This window comes from Enterococcus sp. LJL99 (genome assembly GCF_054871725.1).
The window spans coordinates 484613-498801 of record NZ_JBTXLT010000001.1; the positions used below are offsets into that span (position 1 = coordinate 484613).

Annotated in this window: 14 protein-coding genes and 2 pseudogenes; 4 read left to right on the forward strand and 12 right to left on the reverse strand. The window is 30.4% G+C overall.

The features are described from left to right. Nucleotides 1-46: 46 nt before the first annotated feature. From ACYSNW_RS02390 to ACYSNW_RS02400, 3 genes are all read right to left on the reverse strand, one after another. Nucleotides 47-436 carry a pyridoxamine 5'-phosphate oxidase family protein gene (locus ACYSNW_RS02390; RefSeq protein WP_461742796.1) on the reverse strand — a complete coding sequence of 130 codons (390 nt, stop codon included), beginning with the start codon at nucleotides 434-436 and terminating at the stop codon, nucleotides 47-49. A gap of 168 nt (nucleotides 437-604) precedes the next feature. Further along, nucleotides 605-889, reverse strand: coding sequence for a hypothetical protein (locus ACYSNW_RS02395; protein ID WP_461742798.1), 285 nt, complete (start codon nucleotides 887-889; stop codon nucleotides 605-607). Nucleotides 890-1262: 373 nt separating this feature from the next. After that, a complete protein-coding gene (locus tag ACYSNW_RS02400; protein ID WP_461742800.1) occupies nucleotides 1263-1994 on the reverse strand; it encodes an SDR family oxidoreductase in 732 nt (243 codons plus the stop codon). Nucleotides 1995-2071: 77 nt separating this feature from the next. Here ACYSNW_RS02400 and ACYSNW_RS02405 point away from each other — a divergent pair, with 77 nt between their 5' ends. From ACYSNW_RS02405 to ACYSNW_RS02415, 3 genes and pseudogenes are all read left to right on the forward strand, one after another. Further along, nucleotides 2072-2527, forward strand: coding sequence for a MerR family transcriptional regulator (locus tag ACYSNW_RS02405; protein WP_461742802.1), 456 nt, complete (start codon nucleotides 2072-2074; stop codon nucleotides 2525-2527). Nucleotides 2528-2898: 371 nt separating this feature from the next. After that, on the forward strand, nucleotides 2899-3276 hold the full coding sequence (locus ACYSNW_RS02410) for a hypothetical protein (protein ID WP_461742804.1): 378 nt from the start codon (nucleotides 2899-2901) through the stop codon (nucleotides 3274-3276). Between the two features lie 18 nt (nucleotides 3277-3294). Further along, nucleotides 3295-3801, forward strand: a pseudogene (locus ACYSNW_RS02415) (DUF998 domain-containing protein); the annotation flags it as partial. Between the two features lie 413 nt (nucleotides 3802-4214). Here ACYSNW_RS02415 and ACYSNW_RS02420 read toward each other — a convergent pair. The 3 genes and pseudogenes from ACYSNW_RS02420 to ACYSNW_RS02430 all read right to left on the reverse strand — a co-directional run bounded on the left by ACYSNW_RS02420 (nucleotide 4215) and on the right by ACYSNW_RS02430 (nucleotide 10320). Next, a pseudogene (locus ACYSNW_RS02420) lies at nucleotides 4215-4643 on the reverse strand (TMEM175 family protein). Between the two features lie 58 nt (nucleotides 4644-4701). After that, complete coding sequence (locus ACYSNW_RS02425) at nucleotides 4702-6192, reverse strand: helix-turn-helix domain-containing protein (RefSeq protein ID WP_461742806.1); 1491 nt, start codon at nucleotides 6190-6192, stop codon at nucleotides 4702-4704. Nucleotides 6193-6693: 501 nt separating this feature from the next. Beyond that, complete coding sequence (locus ACYSNW_RS02430) at nucleotides 6694-10320, reverse strand: Cna B-type domain-containing protein (protein ID WP_461742807.1); 3627 nt, start codon at nucleotides 10318-10320, stop codon at nucleotides 6694-6696. Between the two features lie 358 nt (nucleotides 10321-10678). Between ACYSNW_RS02430 and ACYSNW_RS02435 the strand changes: the two genes are divergently transcribed. Continuing rightward, entirely contained in the window at nucleotides 10679-11074 is a 396-nt protein-coding gene (locus ACYSNW_RS02435; protein WP_461742809.1) for a GtrA family protein, read from the forward strand. Nucleotides 11075-11191: 117 nt separating this feature from the next. Here ACYSNW_RS02435 and ACYSNW_RS02440 read toward each other — a convergent pair whose 3' ends face one another. From ACYSNW_RS02440 to ACYSNW_RS02465, 6 genes are all read right to left on the reverse strand, one after another. Then, entirely contained in the window at nucleotides 11192-11410 is a 219-nt protein-coding gene (locus tag ACYSNW_RS02440; protein WP_461742810.1) for a hypothetical protein, read from the reverse strand. Between the two features lie 54 nt (nucleotides 11411-11464). Further along, nucleotides 11465-11707, reverse strand: coding sequence for a hypothetical protein (locus ACYSNW_RS02445; protein ID WP_461742812.1), 243 nt, complete (start codon nucleotides 11705-11707; stop codon nucleotides 11465-11467). Between the two features lie 245 nt (nucleotides 11708-11952). Further along, nucleotides 11953-12789: a metallophosphoesterase family protein gene (locus ACYSNW_RS02450; RefSeq protein WP_461742813.1), complete on the reverse strand. Its 837-nt coding sequence runs from the start codon at nucleotides 12787-12789 to the stop codon at nucleotides 11953-11955. Between the two features lie 175 nt (nucleotides 12790-12964). Then, entirely contained in the window at nucleotides 12965-13240 is a 276-nt protein-coding gene (locus ACYSNW_RS02455) for a GNAT family N-acetyltransferase (protein ID WP_461742815.1), read from the reverse strand. A 9-nt stretch (nucleotides 13241-13249) separates the two neighbouring features. Then, the gene (locus ACYSNW_RS02460; RefSeq protein ID WP_461742817.1) at nucleotides 13250-13516 is read right to left on the reverse strand and encodes a (4Fe-4S)-binding protein; all 267 of its coding nucleotides are present in this window, start codon (nucleotides 13514-13516) and stop codon (nucleotides 13250-13252) included. Nucleotides 13517-13674: 158 nt separating this feature from the next. Next, nucleotides 13675-14154 (reverse strand): hypothetical protein, encoded by a 480-nt coding sequence (locus ACYSNW_RS02465; protein WP_461742818.1) that lies wholly within the window; start codon nucleotides 14152-14154, stop codon nucleotides 13675-13677. Nucleotides 14155-14189: the final 35 nt, after the last annotated feature.

The window sequence follows — 14189 nt, forward strand, 5'->3', positions numbered from 1 at the left end:
ATGATTCGGTCAATTAGTCAGTATCATACATGTTATAATTTTTTACTTAAACCAATTTATTAACTACTTCTATTTCATGATGCATAACCTCAAATATAACAACCACAGATTCTTTCGCTACATTTTTTCTAGCAGTAGATTGATCATCTTTAGTTACACTTTGAATTTTCCAAGCTGGCTCAATTGTAAAAGTTCCATTTAAATTTAAAGTTTCTATATGCGTTTCGTGATGTACTGCACATGAAACTGTACCTCTAGGATTCGATTTTATTATATTCATTATCTTTATTTGCTCATCTAAATAAAACAACAAAGTAACAGAACCGGATCTTTCTAATACTTGAGATAAAATAATATTTTTTGGAAAACCATTTTTATCGACAGTAGACAAGACAAATGATTCTGCTTTTTTTATTATTTGTTCAAATCTATCCATAAATTACCTCTTTTCTCTAAAACCATTTAGCTATTGTAACAAATTAATTATTAGAAAATAAGAGGTTTTTTTTAATAATTTGGTAAGCAATCTTGTTGACTAGAAAAAAAGGGCCTATTTTGTTTTTAGTATCACTGATTCATTTTTTCGCTAAATATTTCTTTCTTTTTAAATCCAAGAGTCATCTACTGCTCCTTGGAAAGTCATCGGGCCATATTTAGCTTCTATTTCATATTCAGTCGACATTAGTCCTGTCTTCTTATTGAAGTTACGTTCAAAAACAATAGGATCTTTGTTTGGATCATCACTTGATTGTAATGTCAAAATATACTGTTTTTCAACTGGATGAATCCAAATACCAAACTCTTTCAAAGAATTTAAATCTAATTCCGGCATAGCTGATGAAAGGCATATTTTATACTGACGGCAATATAACATATCACTAAGTTTCATAGAACTTTTCCTCCTAAAGAAATACTTCACTAATTTATTAAACTAATTAATATTCTTTTTTAGTATATTTAACTTTTTCTACTACATAAATTCTAACATATCATCGATTATTGTCCACATACTATGTAAATAAACGACCACTCGCAAAAATGATACAGATCAAGAAAGGTTCTCATTCACCATCAATAGTAACACCTTTTTTCTTATCATTTGCTGAAATTACTTCTTATTGCGATAAATCACGAAGAACCAAGTATTTCGATAATGTTCGTACCTACTTGGTTCTAGGCGTTCATCACTTTTTTCTCAAACTCATTTCAATTATTTTTTATGAGTATTACCAAAGTTTTTAATGGTCGATTTGTCTTTGTAATTAAGCTTGTTGCTTCGTAGTTGCAATTGCTACTTCGCGAATATTCACTTCTTGTGGCATATCATAAATATATTTTACTACTTCCGCAACATGGATAGGATCTAAGGTTACTCCTCCCATTGATTCTTTCCAATTTTCATAATCAGATAATGCACGATTATCCGTTACTTGCCTCAATAATTCTGTTTCCGCTGCACCAGGAGAAACTAATGAGATTCTAACATTATCCATCGCAACTTCCTGACGTATCGTCTCTGTTAATCCATGAACACCAAATTTTGAAGCTACATACCCTGCATGATCTACAAAAGCTTTAAATCCTGCAATAGAAGATATATTGATAATCGTTCCTGTTTGTTGTTGTTTCATATTAGGCAGAACGATTTTCATTCCATTTAATACACCTAGTACGTTAGTGCTGAGCATTTTTTCCCACTCTGCTGGATCTTGCGTCAAGATATTTCCTAATAGCATAATACCTGCATTGTTAACTAGTAGATCCGTTTGTCCATATACTGCTTCAGCTTCTTGAACAGCTAGTTGAAATTCATCAAAATTCGTTACATCAACTTTTTTTACCATAACATTTGTGAAATCTAGTGGTAGTTGCTTAATTTTTTCTACTCTTCTACCTAACAATAATAATGGATATCCTTCTTTATTAAATAGTTTAGTAATTTCTGCTCCAAAACCTGAACTTGCGCCAGTAATCACAATTAATTTTTTTGTCATTATATATTCCTCCTAATAAACTAGACAAAGCATACACCCTAGAGTATACTTCAGGTCAAGAGAAAGGAGTTGTTTTTTTGAGTTACTCTATCGGAGAATTTTCTACCAAAGTAAATATTTCTGTAGACACACTGCGTTATTATGATAAAGAAGGATTGATGCCTTTTATTGAACGGAATTCTTCTGGTCGAAGAGTCTTTAAAGATGCAGATTTAAATTATGTTGAGGTCATTAAATGTTTAAAACGTTCGAATGTTTCAATCAAAGAGATACGAACATTTATAGAATGGTGCATGGAAGGCGACTCAACGCTCTTTTTAAGAAAAAATTTTTTTGATGAACAAGAGCTTGCTTTGGAAAAGCAAATTGCAGATTTAGAAAGTGCTCTTGCTTTTTTAAAATGGAAAAAATGGTACTACCAACAAGCCTACCAAGCTGGGACAGAAACAATCCATTTTATCTCTGGAACTAATGAGGTTGATCCAAATGTGAAAAAAAAATACGAGTCAAATCATAGTCTTTCACTAAGTTAATTTCTAAGTTATTATCTAAAATCAAAACAATACGATTAAAAATTTACATTGAACGCTCAGAAAAGTAAGTTTAAACAAATCTACCATTGCTTTTCTAAAATATTTAAAAAAGGAAAATGAAAAACAAAAAGTACCCAATATAACTACCTAATGAAATGATCGACAATTTAAAGTTAGAGAAGGATAGCCCTTGCTACCTATACGTTGAAAATCATAAAATAAAAATACAAAAGAAAACAACTGACAATGCCATTATTTATTTATGGTAGTTTCTTATTCCTTCACTAATTGCTAGTGTCGTATTCTTTACCTACTTCTATATGCAGGGATTTTCTCAAATCAAGTTAACTGGCGAACAATCGATTGCCACTATGGTAATTATTTTAGGTTTTTTCAGTGGAATTGTTCTATTTACTATTTTCTTTATTAGAGGAAAAAGAAGTAACTATTCTACACTAAAAAATATTTATTGGCGAAATTTCCCAGCCCTCTTAATTTCTTTTGGTATTATCTTGGTACTAACTATCATCGGATTTTTTTGGACGATTGGTGTTTTATTTGAAGGAGCTAGTTTTGATCTCATGACTTCAACGTTTATTGCGCTTACCTTTTTTTGTATCATTAACTACTTGATGATTTATTTGACCTTATCAATTTCCTCACAAATGATTACCATTCTGCTTATTTGTATCATTATTAGTGGGGTATTACTTTCTATGATTTCCAATAGTCAGTTACAATGGTGGTAATTTAATTTCAGCTTTTTAGGAACAGATAAAGCGAATGGTAGTTGGCAATTTAATCTTACATTAATTGTTTCTGCTTTATTAATGATTGCACTCATCGATTATTTGTTTGTCGTCTTACAAAAATCTTTACCAAAAAATAATCGCCTAACTATTTTACGAATTTTACTACTGTTGACTGCATTAGACTTGGGAGGTGTTGGTTTCTTTCCAAATAATGGTTCAGGTCAATTACATATGCTGCATAATCAAGTAGCTAATTTTTTAGTTTATCTTATTTTAATCTTAATTATTGGTATTCGTTGGTTACTCCCACAAGTGAAAAAAGAATTTCTAACACTCTCTTATTTGAATGGAGCGATTCTTTTCGTAGCAAGTATTTTATTTCAGGGCGTTGGTTATCTATCTTTAACCGCTTTTGAATTAATAGCTTTCCTGCTGGCATTTAGTTGGATTTTATTACTTTTGCAAAACCTTCAGAGATTAGCTATAGGTAGCTCGTCGATTTATTTTATTGAAATAGAGTAATGAGTTTTAATAGAAAAATTTAATGCTAAAAAACTAAGTAGGATGACGTTTGTGGATTCCTACTTAGTTTTTAGCATTAAATTTTTTTTTTTTTGTAACTAATTTCAATTAAGGACCAACCACTCTAAAAAAATAGAATGATCAAATAGATTATCGAATTTATTTCACTTTCAAACCAAATTACTTTTCTATCTAAATATTGAAATGAACAGATTTTTCTTGTTTCATTTTATTCAATTGTTTTGTTAAATGCCGATATTCTAAAATAAGCTAAACCGTGATTCAAAATTCTAAAAACTAAGAATATGAGCCCTAAAAAAACATTCACATAAGATAAAAGAAAAGATAAAGTATATAAAATAGTACTTAAAATTGGATATTTTCTATACTTTTTAAAACCAAATTCTTCTGTTTCATAACATTTTTGGATGTGCATAAATGTAGCTATAAATTAAATAAAAAAATAAGGAAATTAGGAATGCTAACAAGGCATAGATTGCGCAAAAAACTTGTAAATCTTTCAAATTTTGAGTTCTTAAAGTTTCTGCAAGAAGAGACATAGAGAGACTTAATAATGTTATGAAAAAAATCAATACTAAATTTATTATATTTAATTTAGTTGTTGTATATTTAATTGATTGAAAGGTATCATGATGAAACATCCATAAAATAAAAACATAAAAATAAGTCAGCACATAGGCAAATAGAGTTGGCTAATAGGTGATGATAGCCTAAGCAAAATTTCCAACTGTATAATGAGGTATTTTAAACTCTAAAACCAATATTGTAATTAAAATAGCGAAAATACCATCACTAAACGCCTGTACTCGATCTTTATTCATATAAAACTCCCCTTAATGATTTGATCTGAAAAGTTACTCATCAAATTCAATATCCAAATCAGCCTTTACTTTTTTGAACCTGTTTCAGTTGTTTCAAAATATACAAATAGTCTTTTTCACTAAGTGGATAATCAAATAAAACCGTCAAATCATTGTTTTTTTTCTTTGCCGCGATTGTCGATAACCGAATATCAGGTTTTTGAAGAAGATCGTTTTCTAAAAAAATTAATTTGAATTCATACTTAAACCGATCATATAATAGTTTTTTTATAATATTCTCATAAATTTCAGGTAAATCTGTTTCCAGTAAAACAGTTATCGTGGTTCCTAATAAAAGTTCTGGTTTAATAAATACCTCAACCATAAAGTAACGTTGTATCAGATACTTTCGCTCAAGAAACAAATCAAAATCAGACGTTTCATACAAGCAATCAAGAAATTTAGATATTTTTTCGTTAGAGTGAGGATGTTCTTTAGCGATTGTTTCAAGTAAAGAATTAGCATTGTAATCAGACTCTATTGCTTTGAATAAGTGCGCATATAAATGTGATCGATAAACAAACATAACTACTTCATCATACAATTCGATTGGAATCTCACAAAACTCTTCAGAAAATTTAGCTAAAAAGAGTTTAGTTGCTCGATTAACAATCGTATCTTCTTGAATAAAATCAATCAATTCTCTTTTGAATGGATTATCAATATACATCCACGAATGCGTCAGTATATTTATCGTTAGAAAATAGATTTCTTCATTTGAAACGATATGATTATTCATCATAAGTTTAGTCACACTATTCGATAGCTTCACCATATTTTCAGTTGGAAAATATTCTAACCACTCTTTTGAACAGCTAACAGTAAAACCCAACCGATACCTTAACATTGCAATCGTGATCAGATACGCTAATTCCCGTTTTTTTATAAAGTTAAGTGACAAATTAAGTTCTGTCGTTATCATCGTAACTGCTTCTGTTATCTTATTTTCTGGAATCGTTGAAAAAACCAGTGGCCATTCCTCTGCATCAAACAATACCCATGTCACACTATAACAAATCATCCTAATTTGACTTTCTTTTCCAATGATGGATAATTCTTTATCTGATACTTTCAACTCAAATTCAACTAAAAACATATTTACTTTTTTAATACTTTTAGCTAACGTAAACTCCGTTAACATGTATTTTTCACAATATTCTTTTTTAGTGATCCCTTTGTTAAAAAGCAAATAAATCAACAATTGAATATCTTTATCTTTTAAAAAAATATATTTTTCTAACATAGCCTGAGTGATTTCACTATTATTTACAAAACGAACTCCATGAGCTTTTGATATTTCAAATTGTATTGATTGATTTTTTTCCTCATTAAAATCGATGACTAAATCATTTAATTTATTCACATATCTTTGAACTGTTCTTGTAGACAGTGAATGTAATTGACTCAATTCGGCTATACTTATCCAATTTTCTTTCTCAAAGATACTTTTTGATAAAATATCGACTATTTGATTACTAGGTGACAACAATCCTCGCAATTTATTTCTCATGATTTATTCGCTCCAAACTAATAATAGTTACTCAAAAATAAAATTTTTGAACCATCAACCGAAATCTAACATAAAAATCATTTTTTTTCGAATAAGAAGAATTATGAAATGAATTATTTTAGACAGATACAATCAGATGACTAGAATTTTACTATATTTTTAATTATTTTTTGATATTTTTTAAACTAACTTTTTTCAATTTTTATATTGAGCTTCATTATTCTACTAGATAGTTACTCTAACGTATCAGTCTTGATATTAAAGAGTTTGGAACAGAGGTGTTTAATTCCAAGAAATAAGCGCCAAATCACGAAAATTGTTTTTCACATTTTTGTGATTCGGCGCTTATTTCCTTAAAATTTACTTTTACTTCCACCGTTTATTCGTTTTTAGGACATAAAAGAAAAATTTTCTTCTCCTAGTCACTATCTATAATTTTATTCCATTTTCCAAAGATTCTCATTTCTTTAATAACCACTATAAGAATTATCAATCAATAGTTTATACTTCTTTCATTTTTTTGATTATAAAAACATATAGAAAGACACTCAGTACTAGCACACCAAAAATAACGAATCTTACAGATAATTTTTCTCCTGCATTTAACAACTTATTTTGTGATGACTTTTCTCCCCCTTGACTTGGTTTATTTGGTTTTGTCGGCTCAGGAGGTGTCGTCGTTTCCATTGTATTGGTAATAAGTAGGTTTCCTTGATCTTCATTGTTTATGGATACGTCGTATCCAGATGGGACATTCACTTCTTTGACAGTATATATAATATCTTGTCCATTTGCTTTTTCGGGAAGTTCTGTCCAAGTATACTGCCATTGATTTCCTTCGTTCAAAGTAACTGGTGCCCCTACAGCTTCATTGTTTCCGTATAATTGTACTTGAATTTGGGATGGACGTTTCCCGTCTTGATTATTTTTATCGTCCCAGGATTTCGTTACCGTCGCACTCGTTTCACCTGGTGTATAACGATTGGTAACTTCCGTTCCTGTTATTTCTGTTGTATAATCTGGCACATTATCTTCTGTTACCGTATAAACGATTTCTTTACCGTCTTCATATTTTGGCAAATTCGTAAATTCATAGCTCCATTGATTGCTTGACGTAACTACTTTTTGGGCGACTTCTTCACCATTCGCTAATAAGTTGACCGTGATGCTTTCTGGGCGTTTTCCATCTTGGTTTTCTTTATCATCCCATGTTTTTGTTCCTTTTAGGTTTACTACTTCTGGTTCATACGTATTCGTAATAAGTAGGTTTCCTTGGTCTTCATTGTTTATGGATACGTCGTATCCATATGGGATATTCACTTCTTTGACAGTGTATACAATGTCTTGACCATTTGCTTTTTCGGGAAGTTCTGTCCAAGTATACTGCCATTGATTTCCTTCGTTCAAAGTAACTGGTGCCCCTACAGCTTCATTGTTTCCGTATAATTGTACTTGAATTTGGGACGGACGCTTCCCATCTTGATTATTTTTATCGTCCCAGGATTTCGTTACCGTCGCACTCGTTTCACCTGGTGTATAACGATTGGTAATTTCCGTTCCTGTTATTTCTGTTGTATAATCTGGCACATTATCTTCTGTTACCGTATAAACGATTTCTTTACCGTCTTCATATTTTGGCAAATTCGTAAATTCATAGCTCCATTGATTGCTTGATGTAACTACTTTTCGGGCGACTTCTTCACTATTCGCTAATAAGTTGACCGTGATGCTTTCTGGGCGTTTTCCATCTTGGTTTTCTTTGTCATCCCATGTTTTTGTTCCTTTTAGGTTTACTACTTCTGGTTCATACGTATTCGTAATAAGTAGGTTTCCTTGATCTTCATTGTTTATGGATACGTCGTATCCAGATGGGATATTCACTTCTTTGACAGTGTATACAATGTCTTGACCATTTGCTTTTTCGGGAAGTTCTGTCCAAGTATACTGCCATTGATTTCCTTCGTTCAAAGTAACTGGTGCCCCTACAGCTTCAGTGTTTCCGTATAATTGTACTTGAATTTGGGATGGACGTTTCCCGTCTTGATTATTTTTATCGTCCCAGGATTTCGTTACCGTCGCACTCGTTTCACCTGGTGTATAACGATTGGTAATTTCCGTTCCTGTTATTTCTGTTGTATAATCTGGCACATTATCTTCTGTTACCGTATAAACGATTTCTTTACCGTCTTCATATTTTGGCAAATTCGTAAATTCATAGCTCCATTGATTGCTTGATGTAACTACTTTTTGGGCGACTTCTTCACCATTCGCTAATAAGTTGACCGTAATTCTTTCTGGGCGTTTTCCATCTTGGTTTTCTTTGTCATCCCATGTTTTTGTTCCTTTTAGGTTTACTACTTCTGGTTCATACGTATTGGTAATAAGTAGGTTTTCTTGATCTTCATTGTTTATGGATACGTCGTATCCAGATGGGACATTCACTTCTTTGACAGTGTATACAATGTCTTGACCATTTGCTTTTTCGGGAAGTTCTGTCCAAGTATACTGCCATTGATTTCCTTCGTTCAAAGTAACTGGTGCTCCTACAGCTTCAGTGTTTCCGTATAATTGTACTTGAATTTGGGACGGACGCTTCCCATCTTGATTATTTTTATCGTCCCAGGATTTCGTTACCGAAATGTTTTTAAACTGTTGATTTTCTTGATTCTTAAATAAACCAATATTTTTATATTGAATCACTTGATTCGGTTCGTTCAAATCACTAGTAGTAATCGAGAAATTTAGTTTTTCATTTGATAATTCGAATCCTTCTGGCGATTCAGTTTCCAAAAAATAATAATTTCCAGTCGTCAAACGTTCTGTTCGAACTAAGCCTTCCTCATTCGATACAATATTACTTTTCACTTTTGAATAATTCCCAGTAATATTTTCCTTGTACAAATCAAACACAGCATTCTGTAAACCAGTTTCCGTTTTCTCATCAATTTTTTTAAATTCGACGCCTGCTGTTTTCCCCGTTATGGTTCCTTCAGCTACATTATATATCTGAGTATCTGATAAAACCCATGAATCTTCTGTTGAATCATTATAAACAATCGTAATTGTCGCATCATTATTAAATTCTGTATCTTCTATCACATCATAAATTGGTGTTGTGTAATAGCGTAGCAGATATTGTCTAAAACCAGCACTATTTTCTTTTGCATAATTTTCATATTTTAAAACAGAAGGTAAAATATCTAGTTGAAATCCATTAAAGTAAGAATTTGAACTATCTCTAGTCAAATTCATATCTTGTTGCGGAACACCACCATATTCCCAAGGAAGAGTAGTAAAAAAGCCTCCTTCAAAAGCATATGAACCAGACCAATAAGAATCTACATCATAAAAGGCGACCATTTTCTGATCATGCGGAGTATCTGAAATATAGATATGTTTAATTTCTTCAAAAGAATTTACTTTCCCTAGTAAAATATTTCTACCTAAACCAATATCCCACTCAAAAACTGTAGACGTAACATCAGGTGATTCTGGTAAGTTAACTGCAATAGCATCGCCTACCTTTTTATTATTAGAAGTATCTCCAGAACCTTCTCCTGAGCCTCCCCCAGAATGATTATCATCTGGTTTAGGTACAGTTATAATGATTTCTTTATCTGGAAAAATTATGGTATTTTCTGAATCTACTTTAATAAATTTTTCATTTAATATATAACTTAAGTTAAATGTACCAGAAACAGCTGAGTGAGTTTCCACATAATCTGTAGTAAAAGTCATATTAATTGTATAACCATTATCTGCATTACCTAGTATATTTACTTGTGCAATTTCTTCAGAATCTTCATATAAATTAAATCTAAAATTTTTCACTACTTTAAATTCTTTTGGGATAGAAAATTTTAGTGTATCTCCCTGTTGATACAAATTATCCGGAATTTCCCATTCATAATCCAATTCATAAATCTCATCAATTTCCATTATTCCATTGTTAGTGATAGTTTGATTAGAACTATCTGATATCTTTGTTGATGTTACATATGGATCTCCATCATATTCGTTCGCAGCATTTATTTTTGAATCGTTAAAAAAATAAAACAGTCCAATTATAAAAATAAAAATTATACCTACACTGAAACAAATTGCTTTAAGTTTCTGTATTTTCTTCATATTCTACACCCTTCCCATACATTTTTAACTTTTTTGATATATTCCGGATAAAAAAATACAACAAATCACAAAAACATTATAATCCATATTGATAATTTTTAAAAAAATATAGTATTAAGTTGATATAAACATTTTTCTATTTTTGTCGTAAAAAAAGCAATAATTACTAGATTGACATACATAATACCCCATTAAGTTGCTTTCATTAGTTAAACTTTACTTAAATTTAGATAATTCACTCGTTTAATAAGTTCTTTATTTTCTTATTTTTAGGAGTATTTTGAACTTATAAAAAAAATTTGCTATTATACTTTTTTTTAGCTATTCTATTACTACTAGTAATTAGGAGTGATCATTTTTGACTCAAAAACATAATTGGCAAACCATCAAATTTATTATTTGGGGAATCATCACCGTATTTTTTAATATTGTCTTGTATCATCTACTTTATCTAAAAATGGGACTAAATTATCAAGTAGCTAACATTATTACATGGTTTATTACCGTTTTATTTTCTTATGTGATCAATAAAGTTTTTGTCTTTGATTCAAAAACAAAAATTTCGATAACTGAAGTTTTTTTATTTTTTAGTTCAAGAGTTTTATCTTTAGTTGTTGAACTATTTGTTTTGTGGCTAATTTACGATTTGTTATCAGTTGAAATAACAGTAAGTAAAATTGTCAGCCACGGTATTGCTTTAGTTATCAATTATTTCTTAAGCAAAACTTTATTTTTAGAAAAGAAACCTACTTGACATAAGAATCATCTAAGTACATAAAGCAAAGACATTTCTACTCGATAAAAATAGCCATCATAACGATTAGTATTTCACGTTATGATGGCTATTTAATTAATTTTTAATGATCTATCTTTAACTTAAAATCGAGTTTAATTCATCTTTATCATAGTTATTATAGGTACCGACACGATTCATTAAATATTTTATTTCATGTAAAGCAACTTTATTTACTATTTTTTTCTCTGAAAATTGTTCAGTTACATCTTCATTTCTATCTACTATTAAATTTTCACATTCAGCATCTAATAAAATATTCAATAGTTTTTTTAATATCAATTCATCTTTTGGCATACTAGTTTCCTCCCAAACTTTAAGCAAATGTACTTACCTACTTTAGATTTACTTCTAACCCTCTTGCTCAAAAAAATTCGATAAACCAAATCTATCAATTTGTTGTTGGATTTCAGCTAATGCTTCTTTTTCCAATTGAAAAATTGCTGCTGCTTCATTCACAGGACATAACTCATTTACTTGTGCATCTAATGAATCTAAAATTGTACCAATTTTTATAAAGCAATCTTGTGTTTCATTTATATTTTTTTTCATATTATCTATCGCTACTTCCATAATAATTTTTTGTTGTATCATCATTTATACTACAGATTTAGTATAAATGGTAAATACCAATAAACTAATAAGGAATTAGGAAAATTTATAGTTTATTGTGAATAAATAGTGTCTGTTATTAACGATTTGTGCAGAGTCTATTTTACTATTAGTTTGAATGACTTTAAGTATTCTCGTCGATAAACAAAGTAACTAAAAAAATCATGATGTCTCACTTAGTTTTTCTTTGGAATCACCAATAACTTATCTTCTAATACTTATTTTAGCTATTCTTTATCTAGAAAGTCTTTCAATATTTCCCGATAACCATTTCTAGAAATAATTCCTTCTAAAAGTTGTCTATCATGAGTGTGCGTGATACCAGTTTCTAAAAGCTCTTGATACAGCTCAAAAAAAGGTAAATTGACCTCTTTAGAACGTTGTAATTCTTTTTGAATATCATAGGTTATTCTTCTAAAATCAAAATCTATGTTCCCCATTTCATTTATCTCCAAAATAGCATAGTGGGCTCTCTGGTCATGTTTAAAATTCTTCCACCCATTAAATGCCTGTCCAATCGAACCCGGATTTATAATCAGTTGATCTTGTGATCCATAGCGTAACATCTGATGATGTACATGTGCATAAATTGAGATATCTACCTGATTTTCAACCAATTGATCAAACATTGCTTGCTCTGCATTTGGTACTAAATCTCCACCGTAATTTTTATTGAGTAAATTATGAGTGATACTAAAATTCAATTCCTCTGACTTTTTTAATAATTGAATCGGAAGATTTTGTAAGAACTCAATTTCTACTGGTTTAAATTCTGATATGATCTTTGCTCCCAGTATTCCGATATAGACTTCTTCTGGATTTTTTAAATCAACTTTTTTGTCTGCAACCGATAAAAAACAATCATCCCAATTGCCTCGAACCCAAATCGTTGGCGCAATAGCCGTTAATTTGTCTAAAATCTCTCTTCCACTCGGTCCTGGTAAAAATAAATCTCCTAAAATCCAGTATTCAGTTATCTCTTTTTGTGCTGCATCTTCTAAAACAGCTTCTAAGGCGGTTAAATTTCCATGAATGTCTGCCAACAAACCAATTTTTTTACTCATTCGACTCCTCCTATTTATATTTTTCATCATTTATTTAGCAATTCACTTTAAAAAAACAACTAAAAATTTTTAGATTTTAGTTGTTTTTTTAGATAAATGGATTTTTTCCATCTTTCTACCTTATTTAATTGTACTCTTTTTTCTACTTAGAATAAATAGCTTTTCACTTTAGCGTTTACTTTTTCAACACATCTTGATATTCAGGTTTTCGGTCAAATTCTTTTTTAGCAAACGGACATAAAGGCATGATTTTTTTGCCTTCCAAACGTGCTTTTTCCACACCTTTTGCTACTAATTTTTCAGCTAAATGTTGTCCTCGATACGTTGGATCAACATAGGTATGATCAATAATCATAATATGGTCGCCGGCATTCGACCAAGTCATTTCACCGATTTCTTGTTCCTCATCATTTAACAATACAAAACGATTGGTTTCTTCTTTGATCGTCATTTGACTCCCCTACCTTTTTTCAATATATTTTAGTGCGCCACTTGGGCAGGTATTAATCACTCGAATCGCTTCTTCTGCACTAGCATTATTCGGTATAATCCAAGGTCTACGCCCCACTTCAAAAACAGCCCCATTGCCACGTACGCAATTGCCTGCATGTTCACAAATTTCTTGGCTGTAATAAATATCTAAAGATTCTCCACTATACTTTCTATACCCTTGTTCTAAAAGCGTTGCTTCTGTTACTTCGACATCATCAATTTTACTTCCGTCCATCAAATAAACCTCCAATTGAAATTTTAGTTGTAATCCTTCACTTTCTTACTTAAATTCTACGCTCATAAATAATTTATATCAAGAAGGATGCAGTTTACTTATTACTAAAACAAAAAATAATATTTATTGAAGCGTGAATGTTGGTTCTAAAGTACAAACTATACTTTTTTCTGATTAAAAATCACTTGATTAATCGTTTTTAAATCTTCGTCAAACTTTTGTGGTTCATCAAACATTGGAAAATAAGCAGAATTCTCATATAAATAAAACGTTTTTTGTGGAGCTGTAATGTTGTTATAGAATTGCTTTGCTTGTTCTGGGCAAGTCATCAAATCATATTTTCCATTAAAAATGAAAATTGGTACAGGTATTTCTTCAATTACAGAAGCATAGGTTTGTATCATAAATTCAGAAATTAAAGGAACGGCTTTTTGAGAAAATAAACTACCTAAAAACTGGAATTTTTCGCCTAAAGAATACCCTTTAAAACTAAATAAATCCTTCATCATTCTAAAATTCGAATAATTTTGACTATTAAAAACACCTCGTTTATATTTTGAAATATACTTACTGGTAATCATATAATAGTCTCTATTATTCTCAAATTCGATTTCATTCTTATTCGGAAATTTTTCCAAGAACTTAGAATTCCCTTCTTTCTTACAACAATCTT